This is a genomic window from Kitasatospora sp. NPDC096140 (assembly GCF_040303045.1).
Taxonomy (GTDB): Bacteria; Actinomycetota; Actinomycetes; order Streptomycetales; family Streptomycetaceae; genus Kitasatospora.
Genome location: NZ_JBEOUW010000070.1, coordinates 1 through 22,941 on the forward strand (window position 1 = coordinate 1; position 22,941 = coordinate 22,941).

Here is a 22,941-nt window from a genome sequence, read left to right on the forward strand (position 1 = left end):
GCGAGAGGGACGCGCTGCGGGGACGGACGGGGGCGGCGCAGGGGGTGGCCCGGAGAGGGGCGTTGCGGGTGATTTTCAGACTGCCAACGGCGCCCGACCCCGCACCCCCAGAGTCGGCAGTCTGAAAATCATCCAGCCCCCGGAGCGGCCACCCCCGGAGCCGACCCCGTCCGTCCACCCCACCCTCCCGAAAGCCCACCCCCTACCGCCCCTCCGCACTGCCCCGCAAAGCCCGCTCCAGATCCCGCAACGCCTGCCCCACCAACCGCACCCCCGCCCGCACCACGTCCCGCTGAACCCCCGCCGGCGCCCCCGCCAGCCCCTCCTCCAGCCAGGCCTGCGCCGCCCGCACCGCTCCGAACTCCACCGCCTGCCCGGTCAGCAGCGCCGCCGCCGCGAGCGCCGTGGCGAGCCGCAGCTCCTCCGCGTACGCCGCCGTCCCCGGCACCGGATCGGCGTCCGTCACCGGCAGGTGCGCCTCCAGCAGCACCGCCGCCCGCCCGAGCGCTCCGACCGCCGCCACGGCCCGGTCGATCTGGCGCCGGCTCACCCCTTCCAGTCCGGATTCGTGCCGCCCCGGTTCGGCGTCGGCCCGCTGCATCGCCTGGATGAGTTCGGACCGCGCCTCCCGCGAGTCCAGCAGCGCGCTCCGCACGGCCCGCCCCCGCGGCGCCGCCGGTGTCTCGTAGCAGGCGATCACCGCTCCCGCGTACCGCCCGGCGGCGGCGAGCCACTCGGCGAGCCGTTCCCCGAGCCGCGCGGTCTGCCAGGTGGGGAACAGCGCGTACGTGACCAGCGCGATCGATCCGCCGAGCAGCGTGAGCCCGACCCGTTCGACGGCCGTGACCAGCGGGTTCCCTTCCTGCAGCCCGAGCAGGAACACCACGTAGGTGGAGATTCCGACGGTGGTCAGCGCGTACCCGGTCCGGAACGCGAGGTACGCCCCGCCGATGCAGACCACCGCGAGCGCGGCCAGCACCCACTCCCCGGGGTGGGCCAGCTGCACCACCAGCGTGGAGACCGCGACGCCGACGACCGTCCCGGCCAGCCGCGCGACGCCCCGGCTGTAGGTCTGCGCGAAGTCCGGCCGCATCACCATGGCGGCGGTCATCGGCGCCCAGTACCCGTGGTGGAACCCGGCCAGCCGGGCGAGCAGGTAGGCGGCGGTGACCACCCCGGCGAGCCGTACGGCGTGCTGGAAGATCGCCGAACGGGGGTGCAGCTGCCGCCGGACGGTCCGCGCGGCGACGGGCAGCATCCGGCCGATCGTCGGCTTGTGCAGCGCCCCGCCGGCGCCGACCACGGGGGTGGTGATGGTGTCCGCGTCGTTGCGGTCCAGGGTGTCCGCGGCCTTCCGCAGCAGTCCGCCGAGCCGTCGGGCGGACCGCCGGGCGGCGCCCCGCAGCCGTGGTCCCTCGTCGTCCGGCCGGATCAGGGTGAGCGCGGGCGCGGACCGGGGGAGCCGGACGGGGTCGCCGGTGCGGATCGCCCGGGCGAGGGCGTCCATGACTTCGGCGGCGGCGGCCAGCACCTCCCGGGCCCGGTCGCGTTCGGGCCCTTCGCCGGGGGCGCCGACCTTGGGGTCGGCGAGCGCGGCGAGGGTGGGCCGGACGCGTTCGGCGAGGCCGCGCAGGCCGCGCAGTTCGGGCGGCCGGTGGCGGTCCTGCCAGGGCGTCACGGCGGAGGCGTGCCGGGCGGTCATGAACGGTTCCGGGTCGACGTGCGCGGTCGGGTCCTGCCGCAAACGGTGCGCGTAGTCGGCGAGTTCGGCGTAGGTGTCGGCGAGGGCGGCGCGTTGGGCGGTCCAACTCCCGATCGGCCAGACGGTGATGACGACGGCCTGGACGACCCCGCCGAGGGCGGCGACCAGGCCGTGGCCGAGCGCGGTGACGGTGCTGACCGGCAGTTGGACGACGATCAGCATCACCGAGACCGTGTTGGTCGCGACCACCCCGGCGGTGGGCCCGAGCGCCCAGGACAGCCCGGCGCCGAAGGCCCACACCGCGAGCAGCACGGGGAACAGCCCGTACACCCCGGCGGCCAGGTAGCCGAGGAAGGTGCTGATGCCGAGTCCGAGGCCGGCCGCGACGGCGAGGCTGGCGCGGGGCCGGAAGCTGCGCTGGAAGGTGGCCGAGCCGGCGATGAACGCCCCCATCGCGGCCGAGGTGGCGAGCGGGACGCCGCCGAGCGCGAGCGTCGGGAAGAGCACCAGCGCGACGGCGACCGCCCCGCGCACGGCCCGCTTGGGGTCGGTGAGCGCCCGGTCCAGGGTGAGTCCGGTCCGCGCGGTGTCACGAAGTGCGGCGAACCAGGACATACCGACATCCTAGGGCCCGGGCTCCCGCCGGATCAGGCTGGTACGGATCCGACGCACGCGCGAGGCCGCCCACAGCAGTGCCCCGGTCGGCAGGAACACCGCGTCCGCGGCGATCATCGCCAGCGAGAACACCGGCAGCCCGAGCACCACCGCGATCCCGATGTGCTCCAGCATCATGACGGCCAGCAGAACGTTCTTGACCCGCCGGTCGAGCAGCGTGAACGGGAAGGCCACCTGCAGGACCACGGTGCCGTAGGAGATCAGGAAGACCGGCAGCAGCGCCGAGCCGACCAGCGCGGACAGCCCGGGCCAGGGGGTGAAGTAGTCCAGGTGCACCGGGTAGTAGAGCGCGGTGCCGTCCTGCCAGCGCGAGCCCTGCACCTTGTACCAGCCGGCCGTGGCGTAGATCAGCACCACCTCGACGGCGATCACCAGCATCGCGCAGTTGTGCACCATGGTGGCCAGCGCGTCGAGCACCGCCCGGAGCTCGCCGTCCGGCCGCAGCCGCCCGACGGTCCACCAGACCCCGGCGACCGCCCAGAGTCCCCAGAACAGCGGCGACCAGCCGAGGTGGGGGAAGTCCGGGCTGGTCCAGGTCAGGTTCCCGCCGGCGAAGCCGCCGAACTGGCAGACCGCCAGGACGGCCCCGAGGACAGCCCAGAGCGCCACCCCGCCGGGGCCGCCCCGCCCGGTGCGCCGAGCCCGCCGGACGTCCAGCGACCAGACCTCGGCGCAACGGGTGAAGACCAGGTAGACCGCCATCAGGTGGACGACGTTGTCGCCGCCGTCGCCGAGGAAGACGTCGCGGTTCTGCAGCGACAGCACCGTCACCAGGAACAGCACGGTGCTCGCCCTGGTCCGCCAGCCCAGCAGCACGCCGAGGGCCGCCAGCACCGCCAGGTGGTAGACCAGTTCGAACCAGGGCCGGCCGCCGAACCAGGGCAGCACGGTGAACGCCCCGTCGTCCCCCAGCAGCCGGTCTGCCAGCTCCATCGACCAGGGGGAGCGGTCGCCGTACAGCACCCGCCGGTTGGGCCACTCGCGCAGCAGGTAGGCGAGCCAGACCAGCCCGAACCCGATCCGCACCGCCGCGGCCTGGTGGCGTCCGAGCACCCGCCCGGTGAAGGCCCCGACGGCCCGTCCGATCAGTTCGGTCGCCCTGGGCCCGCGCGGCGCCGGCGCGTCCGGCCCGGGGACGGGCGGCTGCCCGGCGGCGGCCTGCCGCGGGACGCCGTCCGCCGGCGCCGCGGCGTCCGGCACCGCAGCGCCGTCCGGCCGGGGGTCCCGCGCCGACACCGCGTTCATCCGAGCAGTCCCCGGTAGTCCTCGTCCGCGACCGGCCACCACGGCAGCTCCCGCACCTTGGGCTCCGGCGGCGCGGCCTCGCCGCTCCAGGACGGCGGCGGCACGGTCACCGTGGTCACCCGGAACCTGATCTCCAGGATCCGTTCGCCGCCCGCCTCCCGGCCGATCCGCTGCAGCGCGATCCGCTTCAGGTACTGCTCGGCGAGCTTTCCGCGCGCGTTGGCCGGCGTCTCGTCCTGCGGGTTGTGCGAGCCGTCGTAGAAGTCCCAGGCCCGGCGCAGCAGGTTCTGGTCGACGTGGCTGGGCGCCGGGTTGCCCCGTATCGCGGCGATGTCCTGCGCGGTCAGCCCGGTCCAGTCGCGGGTGGTGGTCGCACCGCCGGGCGCGACGGTCCGCACCTGGGCGTCCAGGCCGACGTTCTGCTGCAGCGGGTTGGGGGCGAACAGCTTCCAGTTCTGCTCGAACTCCGGGTACACCACGCCGTCGACCGCGGTCCGGTACTGCCGGGACAGCGCGTTGGCGGGCGCGACGTGCAGGAACACCGCGGCGAGGAACAGGCCGGTGCCGCCGATCAGGGCCGCCCCGGCGAGGCCGAGGACGAGCTGCGCGGGCTTCGACCAGGCCCTCCCCGCGGCCGGCCGGTCCGTCGTCTCCGTCATGGCCTCCCCAGCCCGGTCGGCGGGCACCCCCGGCCCGGTACCGGCGCGCTCGCGCGCGCCCATCCTGCCCTACCGGGTGCCGGGCGGGGGTTTGCCGACGGGCCCCTTGAAGACGGGCCCCTAAAGGACGAAGGCGTCCTGGCCGGTGCTGCTCACCATCGGACGGCCGGCGCCCTGCCAGGCGTGCATCCCGCCGTCCACGTTCACCGCGTCCCGGCCCTGCTGGACCAGGTACTGGACGACCTGCGCGGAGCGGCCGCCGACCCGGCAGAGCACGTACAGCTTCTCGTCGGGCAGCTCGCCGAGCCGGGCGATCACCTGGCCCAGCGGGATGTGCAGCGCGCCGTCCACGTGCCCGGCGTCCCACTCGTCCTGCTCGCGCACGTCCAGCAGGGCGGCGTCGGCGGGCACGGCGGCGGCGTCGGCGGTGGGGATCTGCGCGAACATCGTGTGGCTCTCCTGGGCGTGGGAAGGCTGGGGGTGGATCGGGTCCGTGCCATTGTCGCCCACCGGCTGGGAACCGTCGCCGTCCACCGGGCCGGGGCCGCCGAGCAGCCGTTCCAGCTCGGCCTGCCGGTCGGCGGCCTTGGCCAGCAGCTCCTCGGCGAGCTGCTCCAGCAGCCGGTCCGGGTCCTGCGGGGCGAGGGCGAGCAGCTGGCCCATCGGGGTCAGCTCCAGCCGGACCTGCTCGGTGGCGGTCTCGGCGATCTTGGCGGTCAGCCAGTCCAGCCGGCGGCGCAGCCAGTCCGACCGGTCGGGGGCGTCGACGGCGGGGGCGGCCTCGGGCGCGGTGGACCACTCGGCGGCCAGGCCCTCCAGTGCGGCGGCGTCGCCGAACGCGTAGGCCTCGTTGACCCTGACCAGGAAGGCGGCCCGGCGCTGCTGCTCGGCCGGGTCGGTGGTCAGGTCGGGGTGGGCGCGGCGGACCAGCTCGCGGTAGATCCGCTGGGCCTCCTTGCCGGGCCGCACCCGGGTCGGCGCGGCGGGCGGCGGCGGGGCCGCCTCCTCCCCCCGGCCGGACTGCTCCCGCTGCTCCTGGACGGAGTCGAACAGCGCGTCCAGGTCCGGCAGTTCTTCGACCTGCTGCCGTGCCTCGGCGGCCCGGCGCAGGTCCTCGGGCCGGCCGGTGCGGGCCGCGACCGCCTCGGCGACCAGTGCGTCCAGCTCGTCCAGCCGGGCGTAGAGCGGGCCGAGCAGCTGGTGGTGGATCAGGGCGAAGTTGTCGATCTCGACCCGCAGCGTCTGCACGTCCACGTCCATGCTGAGCCAGGCGAGCTCGGCGGCGGCGACCCGCTCCTCCAGCTCCTGCTGCTCCGGGTCCGTCCAGCGGGCGGGGCTCTGCGCGCTCACTTCTCGCCTCTGTCTCGTCCGGGCGGCTGCGTCCTGCGGGGCCGCCGCACGGGCGGTCCGGCCTGCCACCCTACCGCCGCGCGCGAAAGCCCCGTCCGGGTGAACCGGGGGTACGGACCGGCGCGCGACGCGCGACACGCAACCGATACTGAGGAATCTCCCCGTTTCGGTATCAAGCCCGGCCCGGTCCGTGCTTCGCTGGTATCCGCAGCGTGCCTTCCTCCGGAGAGACGGCCGCCTCCAGGCGTGGCGGCCAGGCGGGAGCAGACCGAATCCATGGTGGCCGAGTCCAACTCCACACCGCGTCCGGCGGCCGACGGAACCGAACCGGGCGACCACCCGACGGGCGTGGCCGCCCTGCTGCGGCTCGCCCTCGTCCAGGTCGACCGGTCCGGCCGGATCGCGCAGTGGGGCCGGGCCGCCGAGGAGCTGTTCGGGCACCGCGCCGACGTCGCCCACGACCGCCCGGCCTCCGGCCTGCTGCCCGCGGTGGAGTCGCGGGCGCTCGGCCGGTGCTCCGTCCGCCGCGCCTGCGACGCCTTCGACACCCTCGCCGAGCTGACCGCGGCCGGCCGCCCTTGGGCCGGCCGGCTGACCGTCACCGACCGCGAGGAGCACCAGCGCGACGTGCTCTGGTGGGCCTACCCACTGCCCGGCCCGTCCGGCGGGCTGCTCGCCCTGGCCGCCGACGCCCGCCCGCTGCGCACCGCCGGCCCCCGGCTGGCGCTCGGCGAGCGGCTGCTGCCGTTCGCCGCCGCCCCCGCCGCCCGGGGCGGCTTCCACGGGCTGGCTGCCACCCTCACCGCGCCCAGCGACCGGGTGCCCGAGCCGCTGGCCCGGCTGCTGCCCGCCGCCCACCGCCCGGCGATGCTGACCGCGATCGGGCTCGGTGGGCTGCCCGCCCTGCGGCTGGACGCGGTCACCGTGCTCCCGGTGCTGCCCGCCGACGCGCAGACCGGGACGGCGCACGCGGCCGCCGGCCTGGGCCGCCGCTACCCGACGCCGCAGCAGCGCGCCGCCCGGGTCGGCCCGCCGCCGCAGCCCGAGCAGACCGCGCCCGGCCGCCGTCCGACCGCTCAGCTCCCGGCCCAACGCGACACAGCCCAGCGCGACACCACCCCGCGCGACACCGCCCCGCGCGAGGCCGCCGACCTGTCCGTCCCCCAGCCCGTCGCCCAGCCCGTCGCCGCCGTCAGCGGCGCCGCCGCGGGCGGCGGCCCGTCCGTGCCTCCCCCGGCCTCCGGCCGGGAGGTGCCCACACCCACGGGAGGAGGAGCCACCATCGACCGAGCCGCCGTCGAGTCGTCCGCCACGGACCACCCGACGCTCCGCGCCGACCAGGCCCCGCCCGCCGCCGTGCCCGTCCCGGTCCCCGCGCCCGCGAGCGCCGAGGGCCCGCCGTCCGGACGGCTCGGCCCGTTCCTCACCAACGGCCAGGCCGGCGAGCAGCTGGCGCTGCTGAACGAGGTCGGCGGCAAGGTCGGCACCACCCTGGACCTCGGCTTCACCGCGCACGAGCTGTGCCAGGTGCTGGTCCCCCGGGTCGCCGACTTCGCCTGCGTGGACCTGGTGGACGGGCTGATCTCGGACTCCGAGCTGCCGGTCGCCCGCCCGGACGACGACACCATGCTGCGCCGGGTCGCCCTGGTCTACAACCAGACCGGCGGCGCCTGGGACCACGTGCTCACCGAGGGCTCGCTGGTCAGCATGCCCCGCCGCACCCCGCCCGGGATGGCCCTGCAGCTGAACCAGCCGGTGCTGGTCCCGGTGGTCAGCGCCGACGTCGCGGTCGACTACGCGATCGCGCTCGGCGGCGCCCGGCTGGCCCCGGTGGTCTCCGGCCGCTCGATGCTGGTCGTCCCGCTCTCCGCCCGGGGCACCGTGCTGGGCATCCTCAAGCTGCTCCGGCTGCCCGACCGCGCCCCCTTCGACGAGAGCGACGCCGCGACCCTCAAGGAACTGGCCGTCCGCGCCGCGCTGTCGCTGGACAACGCCCGGCTGCACCGCGCCGAGGCGAGGGTCGCCACCACCCTGCAGCGCTCGATGATCCCGACCCGCCCGCCGCAGATCCCCGGGGTGCAGATCGCCCACCGCTACCTGCCCGGCGACCCCAAGGCCGAGGTCGGCGGCGACTGGTTCGACGCGATCCAGCTGCCCGGCAGCCGGGTCGCCCTGGTGGTCGGCGACGTGATGGGCCACGGCATCCACTCGGCCGCCGCGATGGGCCGCTTCCGCACCGCCATGCAGACCCTCGCCGCCCTGGACCTGCCGCCCGGCCAGCTGCTGCGCCACCTGGACAACCTGGCCCACAAGCTCGGCGACGACCACCTCGCGACCTGCCTGTACGCGGTCTACGACCCGATCAACCGGACCTGCGAGCTCGCCAGCGCCGGCCACGTCCCGCCCGTCCTGGTGCACCCGGACGGCACCGGCGAGCTGCTGGAGATCCCGGCCGGCGCGCCGATCGGCGTCGGCGGGGTGCCGTTCGTCGCCAAGACCATCGACGTCTCGGACGGCTCGATGCTGGTGCTGTGCACCGACGGCCTGGTCGAGGTCCGGGGCGGGGACATAGGAGCGGGCCTCGCCGCGCTCTGCGGCAACCTGATCGACCCGCAGCAGAGCCCCGAGCAGGCCTGCGACGAGGTGCTGCGCCGCCTGCACACGGACGACCGCAAGGACGACGTGGCCCTGCTGGTGGCCCGCTTCGACGGGGTCGCCCCGTCCGAGGTGGCCACCTGGGACCTCACGGTGGACCAGCGCGAGGTCCGCCGCGCCCGCTCGCTGGTCCGCGAGCAGCTGGCCGGATGGCACCTGGAGGCCCTCAGCGACACCACCGAGCTGCTGGTCAGCGAGCTGGTGACGAACGCCGTGCGGGTCGCCCGGGACCGCGTCCAGCTGCAGCTGATCCGGGTGGACAAGCTGCTGGTCGAGGTCAGCGACGACAACCACAACCTGCCCTCGCTGGAGCCGGCCGAGCAGCTCGGCGAGACCGGCCGCGGCCTCACCCTGGTCACCAAGCTCGCCGAACGCTGGGGCACCGCCCGCAAGGCCGTCGGCAAGGTCGTCTGGTTCGAACTGCCCCTCCCGCACGCCTGACGGCCGCGTACGGGTGTCCGTACGCGGCCGTCAGGCGTGGACGGTTGTCCGTCAGGGGATGAGCGCCCCGGCCGGCCGGCGCCGCCGGGCCTCCACCGCGACCTCCCGCGAGGCGGCCGTGGCCACCGAGGTGGCGGCGCCGACCCCGGCCAGCACCCGCGGCCAGAAGTCCCCGAAGACCTCGACGGAGACGGCGATCAGCAGCGCGGTGATCACCGCGACCACGTGCTCCAGGCCCGCGAGGTTCGGCAGCACGACCGCCTCGCCGACCATCACGGCCACCACCAGGCAGGCGGTGAACCAGGCCCGGCACCGGAACGCGATGCAGATCGCCAGCGCCACCACCGCGGCCGACGGCCCGGTGTCCCGCACGTAGGCGACCCACTTCGGGAAGCCGAACAGGTGGTGCGGCCCGATCGCGACGCCCACCCGGGCGAAGAGCGTGCCCGCCAGCGTGCAGGTATAGGCGACCACCAGGGTCATCCGCCGGCCGAGCACGATCTCGGCGATCGCGAAGACCACGAACACCTGGGCCAGCGCCCCCCAGACCGGCAGGTCCAGCGCCGGGACGTACAGCGACAGCGGAGTCCGCAGCAGCGAGACGTCCAGCGGCAGCGCCGCCCGCACCACCCCGATCCGATTGACGAAGTGCTCACCGCCCGGCAGGTGCTGGACGATGCTGAACAGCAGGATCAGAAACGTCGCCAGCGTGGCCAACGGAACCGCTGCGAACTTCTTTCGCACCACCGTGTTCCGCACCGTCACGAACAACGTTCCCCACTCGGCGACAGCGGCCGTTCCGGCTAGCGCCAGCGGCCCCTTTCGCACGCCCCCCGCGTGGGTCCTGAAAATCACAGCCGTTTCTCCGAATCCCCGAACTCTCGTCTAGTCCAACATTAGAAGCCTCTTAACAAAGGCACATCGGCACGGATGGGGATAAGGGTCATCCTCAGGGGGGAGACTCGTCCCCCCTCCGGACCCCCATTCGACCGACCGGCCCCCTCCGCCCCCCGACGGAGGGCTACCCCTTCCCGTCCCGGGCCGCCACCGGCTCCCGGGGCGCCACCACGGCGGTTCCGGCGTGCCGGCGTCGGAACAGGGCGGGCAGGCTCGGCGCGACGATGAAGCCCTCGGCGCGCGCGCTGGCGATGCCGATCCGCGGAATCTCGCTGCTCTTCTCGAACAGCAGGTAGCGCGGCTCCCAGATCGGCCGGTACTTGGCATTCGCCCGGTACAGCGACTCGATCTGCCACCAGCGCGAGAAGAAACCCAGGACGGAACGCCACAGCCGCAGCACCGGTCCGGCCCCCAGCCGCGAACCGCGCTCGAAAACCGAGCGGAACATCGCGAAGTTCAGCGACACCCGCTTCAGCCCGACCTCGTCGGCGCGCTGCAGCAGCTCGATCACCATGAACTCCATCAGGCCGTTCTCGGTGTCCCGGGCCCGGCGCATCAGGTCCAGTGAGAGCCCGTCCGGTCCCCACGGGACGAAGCTCAGCAGCGCCTTGAGCTCGCCCTCGCCGTCGCTGCACTCCAGCATCACGCAGCGGCCGTCGCCCGGGTCGCCGAGCCGGCCGAGCGCCATCGAGAAGCCGCGCTCGGTCGCCCCGTCGCGCCACTCGTCGGCCTTGGCCACCAGCGCGGCCATCTCCGCCTCCGCGATGTCCTCGTGGCGGCGGATCCGCACCGTGTACCCGGCCCGCTTGACCCGGTTGTACGCCTGCCGGACCACCCGCATCGCGCGGCCGTCCAGCGAGAACTCGTCCAGCTCGACGATCGCCTCGTCACCCAGCTCCAGCGCGTCCAGCCCGTGCCGGGCGTAGATCACCCCGGCCTCCTCGGAGGCGCCCATCACGGCCGGCGCCCAGGCGTGCTCGCGGGCCTCGGCCAGCCAGGCGTCGATCGCACCGGGCCAGGCCTCCGGGTCGCCGATCGGGTCGCCCGAGGCGAGCGAGACGCCGCCGACCACGCGGTAGGTGACCGCCGCCTTGCCGCTGGGGGAGAAGATCACCGCCTTGTCCCGGCGCAGCGCGAAGTAGCCGAGCGAGTCCCGCTCGCCCTGCTTCTCCAGCAGCCCGCGCAGCTTCGCCTCGTCCTCCGCGGTCAGCAGCTCGGTGCCCCGCGGGCTGCGGAAGGCCACGTACAGCACCAGCAGGAAGAGCACCCCGCCCATCGCGTTGATCGCGGCGTTCACCCAGGTCGGCGCGGCGATCACCGAGCGCAGGTGCTCGGACGGCGTGATGGTGATCATCCGGCCGACCGAGTACCGGAAGAGGTCCCAGAAACCCGCGCCGGACAGCTCGTTGGTCGCCCAGACCAACAGCGAACCGGCCAGGCCGCCGAACAGCAGCCCGCCGACGAAGGTGGCCGCCGCGGTCTTCGGGTTGGAGCTGTCCCCCTTGGACGTGAACTCCTTGCGCCCGACCAGCAGTGCCAGCACGAACAGGCAGGTCAGGATCGTGGAGAAGTAGTTGAGCGGATGCGCGTGGAAACGCTCGTCCGGAAGTGCCATGAGCGCCAGGTAGAGCAGCGCGAAGAGCCCGCCGAGCGCCGCGTTGAAGATCCACGCGGCCCGCTTCCGCCGCCGCATCGCGATGGCGAGGAACACCGACAGCACCGCGCTGGCCAGGCCCGAGGTCATCAGGTACGGGGTGAAGTACTCACCCTCGTTGTGCTCGCTGACCTGGTTGCGGAAGGGCACCAGCAGCACCGTCGCCACGTTCAGCAGCGCGATCAGGCGCAGGTACCAGACGGAGGCGACGGCGGCCCTCGGGCGCCAGCGGTCGAGCACACCGACGGGCCGGGGCCCGGGAGAGGTGGCGGACGGCTCCGACTTCACAGTGGACGACACAGCTCAATTCCAAACGATCAGATGGTGGGGCGCATCCGCGTACGGCCCGGCGCCGGGCGCCCGCACGGGCCCGACGGACTGACCGGCGACACCCGTCCGACCGTCCGCCCAGGTGGGGGGAGCGGGCCGGAAAGGGTCAGCCAACTCCATGGTTCCCCACGAAGCCTGAGAATTACGTGAACCGGGTAGCGGATTCCCACCCCCGCCGAACGGCGGGGGTCGCCATCCCCCACACGTTCGGCGCCCCGACCCCGCTACCCCTACCCTCGGAAACGACCCACGCGGACCGCCCCCACCCGGCCGCCCGAACCGAGGAGGCACCATCACCACCACCCGCGTGCTGATCGTCGACGACGAGATCCTGGTCCGTTCCGGCCTCGGCCTGATCGTCGGCTCCGCCCCCGACCTTGAGGTGGTCGGCGACTGCTCCGGGGGCCAGGCCGAGGAGCACGTCCAGCGGCTGCGCCCGCACGTGGTGCTGCTCGACATCCGGATGCCCGACCTCGACGGCATCTCGGTGCTGCGCCGCCTGCGCGCCCAGCCCGACCCGCCCGCCGTGGCGATGCTCACCACCTTCGACACCGACGAGTTCATCGGCACCGCGCTGCGGGGCGGCGCCGCCGGCTTCCTCCTCAAGGACACCGCCCCCGAGCAGCTGGTGCACGCCGTCCGGGTGCTCGCGGCCGGCGGCAACATCCTCTCCCCGACCGTCACCCGCACCGTGATCGGCGGCTACGTGGACGGCGGCGGCCCGGACGCCGAGGCGACCGCGCTCGCCCGCACCCTCACCAGCCGGGAGCTCGACGTCCTCGCGCTGCTCGGCGAGGGCCTGTCCAACGCCGAGATCGCCGACCGCCTCTTCCTCGGCACCGGCACCGTCAAGGACCACATCAGCGCGATCCTCGGCAAGCTCGGCGCCGCGAACCGGGTGCAGGCCGCCGTCCTCGCCCACCGGGCCGGCCTGGTCCGGCCCAAGCCCGGCGACGGGGCATGACGACCGCCGACCCGCTGCCGTCCCGACGGCTCCCGGCCTGGTGCACCGCGCCCTGGCTGATGCTGCTGCTGCCCGTCCTGTACTCCCTGCTGGACGCGGCCCTGGTGGCCCGCGACACCACCTGGTGGCAGCTGACCCTCTCCACCGTGGCCGCCCTCGCACTGTTCTGGCGCCGCCGCTTCCCGGTCACGGTGCTGCTGCTCACCATGCCCGGCAGTTGGGTGGAGGAGATCTGGCTGGCCCCGATCACCGCCGTCTACACGGTGGCCGCCGAGCGCCCCCGCCCGCGGATCGTGGTCGCCTGTGGCGTCCTCTTCGCCCTGGTCGAGTTCTTCCACTGGCCACTGCCCGCCGACGTCTTCGACCTGAGCCGGGCCACCGCCCTCGACGCCATCCAGGCCGTGATGCTGGCCGCCGGCCCGGCCGCCACCGGGCTGCTCGCCCGCACCCGCCGCGAGCTGGCCGCCCGGCTGGACGAGCTGACCCGCGGCCAGGAGCGGGAGAGCCGGCTGCTGGCCGAGCGGGTGCTGATCACCGAACGCGGCCGGCTCGCCCGGGAGATGCACGACGTGGTCTCGCACCAGGTCAGCCTGATCAGCATCCAGGCCGGCGCGCTCCAGGTCAGCACCACCGACCCGGCCGCCGTGACCACCGCCCGCACCATCCGCGAGCTGTCCGTCCGGACCCTGGACGAGCTGCGCCAGATGGTCGGGGTGCTGCGCGGCACCGGCGGCGTGCCGGACGCCCCGCTGGCCCCGCAGCCCCGGCTGGCCGACCTGCCCCGGCTGATCGAGGAGAGCGGCCTGGCCGCCGACGCCGAGCTCAACCCCGGCGACCGCCCCTGGCCGGAGGCGGTGCAGCGGGCCGCCTACCGCACCGTGCAGGAGGCGCTCACCAACATCACCAAGTACGCCCCGGAGGCGGCGGTGCACGTGAAGGTCCGGGCGAAGGGCCGTCGGCTGCGGGTCGAGGTCCGCAACGACGCCCCGCCGGTGCACCCGGCCGAGACCCTCCCCAGCGGCGGCCACGGCCTGGTCGGCCTGCGCGAGCGCGCCCAGCTGCTGGGCGGCACCCTCACCGCCGGCCCCACCCACGACGGCGGCTTCGAGGTCCGCGCCGAGCTGCCCGCCACCCGCTCCTGAACCGAAGCGCCCGGCCGGGCCGGAACGATCCGGCGAAGCCGGGGAAACGAGAAAGCCCCGCAGATCCGTAGATCTGCGGGGCTTCGCTGTGCGCGAGGGGGGAGTTGAACCCCCACGCCCTTTCGGGCACTGGAACCTGAATCCAGCGCGTCTGCCTATTCCGCCACCCGCGCATGGGTGTTGTCCTCGTTGCCGACCGATCTTCCGAACCGCTCGGTACCATGAGGACTTCGCGCTTCTTCGTTCCGGCCTCCCTTTCGGGGCGGCCCTTCCGACGTGGAAAACATTAGCACGACCCGGAGGGCTGCTCCGAATCGGTTCTCCGACGAGACCGACCGCATCCGAACGGGTGCCCGACGAACGCGTGCCCGAGGGACGGGCGGCGGCTCCGACCGGCACACCTGGCGTGCCGTACCCGGAATGCGTCACCCTGTGTGTCCGAGCCCACCCCCGGGCACCACACGGTCCGGGAACCGTACGGATGGGCCCGGCGTGGATACGATCAGTACGGAAGTACCGCAAGTAGGCACGACCGGTTCCCCGGCGGGATCCGGCCGGCAGGCAGGCGAACGAACCCTGGAAGGGGGTGCCCCATGGGAGTGCTGAAGAAGTTCGAGCAGCGACTTGAGGGTCTCGTCAACGGCACCTTCGCCAAGGTGTTCAAGTCCGAGGTCCAGCCCGTGGAGATCGCCGGAGCGCTGCAGCGCGAGTGCGACAACAACGCGAGCATCTGGAACCGCGACCGCACCGTCGTGCCGAACGACTTCATCGTCGAGCTGAGCCCGCACGACCACGAGCGCCTCAGCCCCTACTCCGGACAGCTCGGCACCGAGCTGGCCGGGATGGTCCGCGAGTACGCGGAGGCCCAGCGGTACACCTTCATGGGCCCGCTCCAGGTGAACCTGGAGAAGGCCGACGACCTCGACACCGGCCTGTACCGGGTCCGCAGCCGCACCCTCGCCGCCGAGGAGCCCCAGCAGTACGCCCCGCAGCCGCAGCAGCCCGGCTACGAGCGCCCGCCGGCCGCCCCGGCCCCCGGCGCTCCGTGGCAGCAGCCCGGCGCCGGGCAGTACGGCGCGCCCCCGCCGCCGGCGGCGCCCCCCGCGATGCCCCCGGGCCCCCCCGCACCCGCCGGCGGCAACGTCCGCAACCTCCCCGGCGCCGGCCACGGCGGTACCTCGGTCCGCCGCTGGATCGAGGTGAACGGCTCCCGCCACCAGATCACCGGCTCCGCCTGCGTGCTCGGCCGCTCGACCGAGGCCGACGTGCGGATCGACGACCCCGGGGTCTCCCGCAAGCACGCCGAGATCCGGCCCGGCAGCCCTTCGATGGTGCTCGACCTGGGGTCCACCAACGGCATCGTGGTGGACGGACAGCACACCCAGCGCGCTACGCTCCGCGACGGATCCCGAATCGTCGTGGGCTCCACCACCATCGTCTACCGGCAGGTCGAAGGGTAGTGTCCGAATTGTTCGCTCGCCTCGCTCACCGACTGGCGGGACGGTCATGTCAGAACTGACCCTCACGGTCATGCGGCTGGGCTTCCTGGCCGTGCTGTGGCTGTTCGTCATCGTCGCGATCCAGGTGATCCGCAGCGACCTCTTCGGCACCAAGGTGAACCCGCGCTCCTCCCGTCGCGGTGCGTCCGCCACGGCGGGCGGCGCCGCGACCACCCAGGCCGCGGGTCGTCCCACGCCTCCCCCGGCCGGAGCGGCCGCCACGGCCACCGCGGCGCCCGCTGCGGCGGCCCAGACCCAGCCCGGCGGCGGACGCCGTCGCGGCGCCCCGACCCAGCTGGTCGTGGTCCAGGGCTCGCTGGCCGGCACCACGGTCGCGCTGCAGGGCCAGACCATCACGCTCGGCCGCGCGCACGACTCCACCATCGTGCTGGACGACGACTACGCGTCCTCCCGGCATGCCAGGATCTATCCGGATCAGACTGGGCAGTGGACGGTCGAGGATCTAGGCTCCACCAACGGCACCTATCTGGACCGGCAGCGCCTGACCGCGCCCACCCCGCTCCAGCCGGGCATGCCGATCCGTATCGGCAGGACCGTCATCGAACTGCGGAAGTAGTAGCGCATGAGGGACAGCATCCCGTCCATGACCCAGAGGGGGGCACAGGTCGCATGACCCTGGTGCTGCGCTTCGCCGCCGGCTCCCACAAGGGACTGATCCGGGAGGGGAACGAGGACTCCGGCTACGCCGGGCCGCGGCTGCTGGCCGTGGCCGACGGCATGGGCGGCGCCGCGGCCGGCGAGGTCGCTTCCTCCGAGGTGCTCGGCTCGATCGTCCGGCTGGACGAGGACGTGCCGGGCGCCGACCTGCTGACCCTGCTGGGCGACGCCGTCCAGGGCGCCAACGACCGGCTCCGGCAGATGGTCGAGGAGGACCCGCAGCTCGAAGGCATGGGCTGCACGCTGACCGCCATGCTCTGGACGGGCCAGCGGATGGGCATGGTGCACGTCGGCGACTCCCGCGCCTACCTACTGCGCGACGGTTCGCTGGTGCAGATCACCCAGGACCACACCTGGGTGCAGCGCCTGGTCGACGAGGGCCGGATCACGCCCGAGGAGGCCGAGACCCACCCGCAGCGCTCGCTGCTGATGCGGGCGCTGGACGGCCGCGGCCAGGTCGAGCCCGACCTGTCGATCCGCGAGGTCCGGGCCGGCGACCGCTACCTGATCTGCTCCGACGGCCTCTCCGGCCCGGTCAGCCACCAGACCCTCCAGGACACCCTCGGCAGCTACTACTCGCCCGAGCAGACCGTGCAGGAGCTGATCCAGCTCGCGCTGCGCGGCGGCGGTCCGGACAACATCACCTGCATCGTGGCGGACGTCATCGACGTCGGCGCCACGGACACCATGAGCGGCCAGTTCAACGACGTCCCGGTGGTGGTCGGCGCGGTCGCCGACGCCCCGCCGTCCTCGGCCGCCGCCGACCGCTCGATCGCGGACACCCCGGCCGGCCGCGCGGCGGGCCTCGGCCGCGGCCCGCAGGGCGCCTTCGGCCCCGCCGAGGGCTACGAGGCCGGCTACGACCCCGCCACGGGCGGCTTCGGCCCCGCCGAGGGCTACGAGGGCGGTTACGGCTACGGCTCCGCCGAGCCCTCGGTGTACGGCACCGAGGACTTCGACGAGGAGCCGCCCCGCAAGCGCAAGCGCAAGGGCCTGACGATCTCGGTGGCCGTCCTGGTCACGCTCGGCCTGCTCGGCGGCGCCGGCTACTTCGGCTACCAGTGGACGCAGGACCAGTACTACGTCGGCGAGGACGGCGACCACGTCGCCGTCTACCAGGGCATCAACCAGAACCTGGCCGGCCTGAGCCTGTCCTCGGTGCGCGACTCGTACAGCGGCATCCAGCTCAAGTGGCTGCCGCAGGACCAGCGCGCCCACCTGAACAAGACGATCTCGGTGAGCAGCCTGAAGGACGCCCAGTCGACCGTCCAGGAGCTCGACGGCTGGGTCCAGCTCTGCCAGAAGGCCGCCAAGGCGACGGCCCCGGCGACGCAGGCCACCCAGGCCGCGTTCCTGACGACCACGCCCACCCCGACCGAGAAGAACCGCGGCCCCGCCGCGGCGGCCCCGAGCGCCGCCCCGTCGACCACGCCCACCCCGACCGCACCGGCACCGACCGCACCGAGCACGACCGCCCCGACACCGAACGCCACCACACCGGCGGCCGGCGCCCAGGGCGACCCGAACCAGTTGACCGAAGACGAACTCAGCCGGGCCAACGCCTGCCCGAAGCAGTGACGTCCGTGATCCGACATAGGACCGCCCCGCGCGGGCTTGCCGGCCGTCAGGGAGCGGTCACCACGTGAGCAGCTACGACCTGAGCGAAGACACCGGCCGGTCCGGCCGACGCAGGGCAACGGCCGAACGGGCCGTCCCGCGCCGACGGGCCAACACCACCATCTCCCCGCAGGAGGCCCCGAACCGGCGCAACACCGAGCTGGCCCTGCTGCTCTTCGCGGTGCTGGTGCCGGTCCTCGCGTACGCCAACGTCGGCCTCGCGATGGACTCCAAGCTGCCCGCGGGCATGCTCGGCTACGGCCTCGGCATGGGCGCCCTGGCGCTGGTCGCGCACCTGCTGGTGCGCCGCTTCGCGCCGTACGCGGACCCGCTGATGTTGCCGATCGCCACCCTGCTGAACGGGCTCGGGGTGGTGATGATCTGGCGGCTGGACAAGGCGGGCAAGCTGCTCAGGGGCAACTACCCCGCGGCCGAGAACCAGCTGATGTGGTCGGGCCTCGGGATCGCCGGATTCATCGCGGTGATGGTCCTCCTCAAGGACCACCGGGTGCTCCAGCGCTACACCTACATCTCGATGGTGGTGGCCCTGGTCCTGCTCGCCGCGCCGGCCTTCTTCCCGTCCCGGGAGGAGGACTTCGGCGCCAAGATCTGGATCCGGATGGGCAGCTTCTCCATCCAGCCCGGCGAGTTCGCCAAGATCATCCTGACCGTCTTCTTCGCCGGTTACCTGATGGTCAAGCGGGACGCCCTGGCCCTGGCCAGCCGCCGGTTCATGGGCCTGTACCTGCCGCGCGGCCGCGACCTCGGCCCGATCGTCGTGATCTGGCTGCTCAGCCTGCTGATCCTGATCTTCGAGAACGATCTGGGCACGTCCTTCCTGTTCTTCGGCCTGTTCGTGGTGATGCTCTACGTCGCCACCGAGCGGACCAGCTGGATCCTGTTCGGCCTGCTGATGTCGATCGGCGGCGCGGTCGCGGTCGCCTCGACCGCCGACCACGTGAAGGTCCGCATCAACGCCTGGCTCGACCCGATGGCCGCCTTCGCGCCGCACCCGCCGAAGGGCGCCACCGAGCAGATCGGCCAGTCGCTGATGGCCCTCGGCTCCGGCGGGGTCACCGGCTCCGGCCTCGGCCAGGGCCGCTCCTGGCTGATCGCCTTCGCCGCCAAGAGCGACTTCATCCTGGGCTCCTTCGGCGAGGAGCTCGGGCTCACCGGCCTGATGGCGATCTTCCTGCTGTACGCACTGCTGGTCCAGCGCGGCCTGCGCACCGCGATAGCCGCCCGCGACCCCTTCGGCAAGCTGTTCGCCGTCGGCCTGGCCTCGGCGATGGCGATCCAGGTGTTCGTCGTGGCCGGCGGTGTGACCGGGCTGATCCCGCTGACCGGTATGACCATGCCGTTCCTCGCCCAGGGCGGTTCGTCCGTCGTCGCCAACTGGGCACTCGTGGCGATCCTGCTGAAGATCAGCGACAGCGCCCGCCGCCCCGGGGCCGAACCGGCCCCGGCCACCGAGGGCCAGGGAGGACCCGCCCGATGAACAAGCCGATCCGCCGGGTCTCGATCTTCTGCCTCGTGCTGATCCTGGCCCTGATGGTGCGCACCAACTGGGTGCAGGGCGTCCAGGCCGACTCCTGGGCGAACAACAAGAACAACAAGCGCCAGCTGTACGACCGCTACGCCCACCCGCGCGGCAACATCATCGTCAGCGGCCAGCCGGTCACGAAGTCCGACTTCGTCAACGGCCTGCGCTACAAGTACAAGCGCTCCTGGGTCGACGGCCCGATGTACGCCCCGGTGACCGGCTACTCCTCCCAGGTCTTCGGCTCCAGCCAGCTGGAGAACCTGGAGGACGGCATCCTCTCCGGCACCGACGACCGGCTGTTCTTCCGCAACACCCTGGACATGCTGACCGGCGAGCAGAAGCGCGGCGGCGACGTCGTCACCACCATCGACGCCAAGGTCCAGAAGGCCGCCTTCGACGGCCTGGGGGGCAAGAAGGGCGCGGCGGTCGCGATCGACCCGAAGACCGGCGCGATCCTGGCGCTCGTCTCCACCCCGTCCTACGACCCGGGCGTCTTCTCCGGCAGCGACTCGGCCGACTCCAAGGCCTGGACCGACCTCAACGCGGACCCGAACAAGCCGATGCTCAACCGGGCGCTGAAGGAGACCTATCCGCCCGGCTCGACCTTCAAGCTGGTCACCGCGACCGCGGCGTTCGAGAACGGCCTCTACCAGAACGTCGACGACGCCACGTCGACCCCGGAGCCGTACACCCTGCCCAACACCAGCACGCAGCTGAAGAACGAGAGCCCGTACGAGCGCTGCGAGAACGCCACCGTGAAGTCCGGGATGGACCAGTCCTGCAACACGGTGTTCGCCAAGATGGGCGCGGACCTCGGCAAGGAGAAGATGCGGGCGCAGGCCGAGAAGTTCGGTTTCAACAGCACCGTCGACACCCCGGTCCGCTCCGAGAAGAGCATCTTTCCGGACAGCCCCAGCCTGGACGGCACGGCGCAGGACTCGATCGGCCAGCACGACACCCGCGCCACCCCGCTGCAGATGGCCATGGTCTCCGCCGCGATCGCCAACAACGGCAGCCTGATGCAGCCGTACCTGGTCGACCAGGAGCGCTCGGCGTCGCTGACCACCGTCTCCAAGCACACCGAGAAGCAGTTCTCCCAGGCGATGAGCCCGACCACCGCGGCGAAGATGCAGGACCTGATGGTCTCGGTGGTCGAGAACGGCACCGGCACCAACGCCAAGATCCCCGGGATCCAGGTCGGCGGCAAGACCGGCACCGCGCAGCACGGCGAGGACAACGCCGGACTGCCCTTCGCCTGGTTCACCTCCTGGGCCAAGACCTCGGACGGCCGGTCGGTCGCGGTCGCGGTGGTCGTCGAGGACGGCTCGCAGAACCGCGACGGCATCAGCGGCGGCCGGCTCGCGGCCCCGATCGCCAAGGCGGTGATGCAGGCCGCACTCGGCAAGTAGGGGGCCGGTCCGGAGTGAGGGGAATGTCACGATCGACACCCCCCTGCGGATACCGGTCTGATATCGGCCGACGGCTGACTCCGGTCCGATGGGGTGCGACCGGTAGCGTATCCGCCAGCAGCGGGTGTGCCCGTTGCCGCCCGCGAGGCACCGCACGGCCCGGCCGGAGAACCGGTCGCGGACCGCGCGGCGTCACCCAGAGCGTGCGGGGACACCTACGTCACAACCTCACCGGCGGGTGAGGGAGAGGGTCGGAACTATGGAAGAGCCTCGTCGCCTAGGCGGCAGGTACGAGCTGGGCGGCGTCCTCGGACGCGGCGGCATGGCCGAGGTCTACCTCGCCCATGACACCCGGCTCGGCCGTTCCGTCGCCGTGAAGACGCTCCGGGCCGACATGGCCCGGGATCCGTCGTTCCAGGCCCGCTTCCGCCGTGAGGCGCAGTCGGCGGCGTCCCTGAACCACCCCGCGATCGTCGCCGTGTACGACACCGGCGAGGACTACATCGACGGCATCTCCATCCCGTACATCGTGATGGAGTACGTCGAGGGGTCGACGCTGCGCGAGCTGCTGCACTCCGGCCGCCGGCTGCTGCCGGAGCGCGCGCTGGAGATGACCATCGGCATCCTCCAGGCCCTGGAGTACTCGCACCGGGCCGGCATCGTGCACCGCGACATCAAGCCCGCCAACGTGATGCTGACCCGGCAGGGCAACGTCAAGGTGATGGACTTCGGCATCGCCCGTGCGATGGGTGACGCCGGGATGACCATGACGCAGACCTCGGCCGTCATCGGCACCGCCCAGTACCTCTCCCCCGAGCAGGCCAAGGGCGAGCAGGTCGACGCCCGCTCCGACCTCTACTCGACCGGCTGCCTGCTCTACGAGCTGCTGACCGTCCGCCCGCCGTTCGTCGGCGACTCGCCGGTCGCGGTGGCCTACCAGCACGTCCGGGAGGAGCCGCAGCCGCCGTCGGTCTTCGACCCCGAGGTGCGGCCCGAGATCGACGCGATCGTGCTGAAGGCGCTCGCCAAGGAGCGGGACTACCGCTACCAGAGCGCCGACGAGATGCGCGACGACATCGAGCGCTTCCTCGACGGCCTGCCGGTGGCCGCCGCCCAGCAGGCCGCCTACGGCATGGGCGCGGCCGGCTACGGCTACGACCAGAACGGCTACCCGCAGCCGCACGACCCGTACGGCCAGACCAACGTGCTGCCGCAGCAGCCCGGCGGCGGCCCGACCACCGTCCTGCCGCAGGCCTCCGGGCAGCCCGGCTACGGGCAGCAGGGCGGCTACCCGGACGACGGCTACGGCCAGACCTACGCCGGCGCGGGCGGCAACGACGGCTACGACGACGGCCAGGGCCGCAGCGGCCGGCGCGGCGACCAGCCGAAGAAGAGCAACACCTCCTGGATCGTGCTGGCGGTGGCCGCCGTGCTGGTCCTGGTCGGCACCTTCTTCGTGGCCCAGGCGATGTTCAGCGACAAGGGCGCCAAGGACGCCGCGAAGATCGCGGCGCCGAACCTGGTCGGCAAGAGCCTGGCCGACGCCAAGACCGCCGCCGCGGCGGCCGGCGCCAAGCTGGTGGTGACCGAGGGCGACAAGATCGCCTGCCCGGACGCCGCCGTCAAGAAGGACCAGGTCTGCACGCAGACCCCGACGCCCGGCACCCAGGTGGCCGAGACCGCGACCATCACGGTGCAGGTCTCCTCCGGCCCGGCGAAGGCGACCGTGCCGCCCGTGGTCGGCAAGACCAAGGACCAGGCGCTGCAGGCCCTGGCCGCGGCCGGCTTCACCAACGTCGGCGCCCCCGAGTACAAGGACGACGACACCGCCGCGCAGGACACCGTCACCGCCCAGGACCCGCCGGCCGGCGGGAGCGCCGACCCGACCGCCCCGATCAAGCTGACGGTCTCGCAGGGCAAGAGCAAGGTCAACGTCCCGAACGTGGTCGGCGCCCAGAAGGACGACGCGACGAACCAGCTGCAGGCCGCGGGCTTCCAGGTCGACGCCTCGAAGACCACGCCGACCAACGACCCCACCAAGGTCAACACCGTCGCCTCGCAGTCGGTGCAGCCCAACACCAAGGTCCCGGCCAACACCAAGATCGCGCTGACGATCTACAAGGCCCCGGACAAGTCCCAGGTCCCGCCGCTGCAGAACCAGAAGCTGTCGGACGCCATCGCCCAGCTGGCGAAGGTCAACCTCGGCTACACCGTGGTCAACGGCCCGTCGGACCCGAACGCGATCGTCCAGATGAGCAACCCGGGCGCCGGCACCATGCTGGACCCGAACACCCAGGTCCAGCTCTTCACGAAGCCGGCCGATCCGACCAAAGGGGGCGACCCCACCACCCCGCCCGCCAAAGGAGACCACTAGGCCTCCGATCTTCCCCTGGTTCGGCTGAGCCGGGGAACCGGAGCCCGGTAGGACCGGACAGCGACGCCCGAGGGCCCGCCGCGACGCACGCGGCGGGCCCTCGGGCG

General features: G+C 73.1%; 15 protein-coding genes and 1 tRNA gene. 9 read left to right on the forward strand and 7 right to left on the reverse strand.

The features are described from left to right. Positions 1–202 precede the first annotated feature (202 nt). From ABT048_RS39435 to ABT048_RS39450, 4 genes are all read right to left on the reverse strand, one after another. The gene (locus ABT048_RS39435) at positions 203–2,317 is read right to left on the reverse strand and encodes an FUSC family protein (RefSeq protein ID WP_350526467.1); all 2,115 of its coding nucleotides are present in this window, start codon (positions 2,315–2,317) and stop codon (positions 203–205) included. A 9-nt stretch (positions 2,318–2,326) separates the two neighbouring features. Further along, complete coding sequence (locus ABT048_RS39440) at positions 2,327–3,622, reverse strand: HTTM domain-containing protein (RefSeq protein WP_350526468.1); 1,296 nt, start codon at positions 3,620–3,622, stop codon at positions 2,327–2,329. Then, positions 3,619–4,281 carry a DUF5819 family protein gene (locus tag ABT048_RS39445; RefSeq protein WP_350526469.1) on the reverse strand — a complete coding sequence of 221 codons (663 nt, stop codon included), beginning with the start codon at positions 4,279–4,281 and terminating at the stop codon, positions 3,619–3,621. The genes ABT048_RS39440 and ABT048_RS39445 overlap by 4 nt, the downstream gene beginning before the upstream one ends. Before the next feature lie 120 nt (positions 4,282–4,401). Then, on the reverse strand, positions 4,402–5,631 hold the full coding sequence (locus ABT048_RS39450; protein ID WP_350526470.1) for a rhodanese-like domain-containing protein: 1,230 nt from the start codon (positions 5,629–5,631) through the stop codon (positions 4,402–4,404). 246 nt (positions 5,632–5,877) lie between these two features. Here ABT048_RS39450 and ABT048_RS39455 point away from each other — a divergent pair, with 246 nt between their 5' ends. Continuing rightward, the gene (locus ABT048_RS39455; protein WP_350526471.1) at positions 5,878–8,727 is read left to right on the forward strand and encodes an ATP-binding SpoIIE family protein phosphatase; all 2,850 of its coding nucleotides are present in this window, start codon (positions 5,878–5,880) and stop codon (positions 8,725–8,727) included. 51 nt (positions 8,728–8,778) lie between these two features. On the opposite strand, the gene ABT048_RS39460 is transcribed toward ABT048_RS39455, so the two are convergent. Together ABT048_RS39460 and ABT048_RS39465 are read right to left on the reverse strand one after the other, a co-directional pair. After that, on the reverse strand, positions 8,779–9,471 hold the full coding sequence (locus ABT048_RS39460) for a hypothetical protein (RefSeq protein ID WP_350526472.1): 693 nt from the start codon (positions 9,469–9,471) through the stop codon (positions 8,779–8,781). A gap of 277 nt (positions 9,472–9,748) precedes the next feature. Next, complete coding sequence (locus ABT048_RS39465; protein WP_350526485.1) at positions 9,749–11,518, reverse strand: phosphatidylglycerol lysyltransferase domain-containing protein; 1,770 nt, start codon at positions 11,516–11,518, stop codon at positions 9,749–9,751. 400 nt (positions 11,519–11,918) lie between these two features. Between ABT048_RS39465 and ABT048_RS39470 the strand changes: the two genes are divergently transcribed. Together ABT048_RS39470 and ABT048_RS39475 are read left to right on the forward strand one after the other, a co-directional pair. After that, positions 11,919–12,572 carry a response regulator gene (locus ABT048_RS39470; RefSeq protein WP_502894132.1) on the forward strand — a complete coding sequence of 218 codons (654 nt, stop codon included), beginning with the start codon at positions 11,919–11,921 and terminating at the stop codon, positions 12,570–12,572. Beyond that, entirely contained in the window at positions 12,569–13,714 is a 1,146-nt protein-coding gene (locus tag ABT048_RS39475) for a sensor histidine kinase (protein WP_350526473.1), read from the forward strand. Before ABT048_RS39470 ends, ABT048_RS39475 begins: the two co-directional genes overlap by 4 nt. A gap of 89 nt (positions 13,715–13,803) precedes the next feature. Here ABT048_RS39475 and ABT048_RS39480 read toward each other — a convergent pair. Continuing rightward, positions 13,804–13,887, reverse strand: a tRNA-Leu gene (locus ABT048_RS39480). Between the two features lie 420 nt (positions 13,888–14,307). Between ABT048_RS39480 and ABT048_RS39485 the strand changes: the two genes are divergently transcribed. The 6 genes from ABT048_RS39485 (at position 14,308) to pknB (ending at position 22,834) form a co-directional block, all read left to right on the forward strand. Continuing rightward, on the forward strand, positions 14,308–15,174 hold the full coding sequence (locus ABT048_RS39485; RefSeq protein WP_350526474.1) for an FHA domain-containing protein: 867 nt from the start codon (positions 14,308–14,310) through the stop codon (positions 15,172–15,174). 46 nt (positions 15,175–15,220) lie between these two features. Then, a complete protein-coding gene (locus ABT048_RS39490) occupies positions 15,221–15,790 on the forward strand; it encodes an FHA domain-containing protein FhaB/FipA (protein WP_350526475.1) in 570 nt (189 codons plus the stop codon). A gap of 53 nt (positions 15,791–15,843) precedes the next feature. Beyond that, positions 15,844–17,469, forward strand: coding sequence for a PP2C family protein-serine/threonine phosphatase (locus ABT048_RS39495; protein WP_350526476.1), 1,626 nt, complete (start codon positions 15,844–15,846; stop codon positions 17,467–17,469). A 160-nt stretch (positions 17,470–17,629) separates the two neighbouring features. Then, positions 17,630–19,006, forward strand: a complete 1,377-nt coding sequence (locus tag ABT048_RS39500) for an FtsW/RodA/SpoVE family cell cycle protein (protein WP_350526487.1) — start codon at positions 17,630–17,632, stop codon at positions 19,004–19,006. Beyond that, the gene (locus ABT048_RS39505) at positions 19,003–20,460 is read left to right on the forward strand and encodes a peptidoglycan D,D-transpeptidase FtsI family protein (RefSeq protein WP_350526477.1); all 1,458 of its coding nucleotides are present in this window, start codon (positions 19,003–19,005) and stop codon (positions 20,458–20,460) included. Before ABT048_RS39500 ends, ABT048_RS39505 begins: the two co-directional genes overlap by 4 nt. A gap of 259 nt (positions 20,461–20,719) precedes the next feature. Further along, positions 20,720–22,834, forward strand: a complete 2,115-nt coding sequence (pknB, locus tag ABT048_RS39510) for a Stk1 family PASTA domain-containing Ser/Thr kinase (RefSeq protein ID WP_350526478.1) — start codon at positions 20,720–20,722, stop codon at positions 22,832–22,834. The last annotated feature ends 107 nt before the right edge of the window (positions 22,835–22,941 follow it).

Excerpts from the sequence above, each read along its gene's own strand:
- ABT048_RS39435 (WP_350526467.1), bottom strand. The coding sequence starts at position 2,317 with ATGTCCTGGTTCGCCGCACTTCGTGACACCGCGCGGACCGGACTCACC.
- ABT048_RS39440 (WP_350526468.1), bottom strand. The coding sequence starts at position 3,622 with ATGAACGCGGTGTCGGCGCGGGACCCCCGGCCGGACGGCGCTGCGGTG.
- ABT048_RS39445 (WP_350526469.1), bottom strand. The coding sequence starts at position 4,281 with ATGACGGAGACGACGGACCGGCCGGCCGCGGGGAGGGCCTGGTCGAAG.
- ABT048_RS39475 (WP_350526473.1), top strand. The coding sequence starts at position 12,569 with ATGACGACCGCCGACCCGCTGCCGTCCCGACGGCTCCCGGCCTGGTGC.
- ABT048_RS39485 (WP_350526474.1), top strand. The coding sequence starts at position 14,308 with ATGGGAGTGCTGAAGAAGTTCGAGCAGCGACTTGAGGGTCTCGTCAAC.
- ABT048_RS39490 (WP_350526475.1), top strand. The coding sequence starts at position 15,221 with ATGTCAGAACTGACCCTCACGGTCATGCGGCTGGGCTTCCTGGCCGTG.
- ABT048_RS39495 (WP_350526476.1), top strand. The coding sequence starts at position 15,844 with ATGACCCTGGTGCTGCGCTTCGCCGCCGGCTCCCACAAGGGACTGATC.
- ABT048_RS39505 (WP_350526477.1), top strand. The coding sequence starts at position 19,003 with ATGAACAAGCCGATCCGCCGGGTCTCGATCTTCTGCCTCGTGCTGATC.
- pknB (WP_350526478.1), top strand. The coding sequence starts at position 20,720 with ATGGAAGAGCCTCGTCGCCTAGGCGGCAGGTACGAGCTGGGCGGCGTC.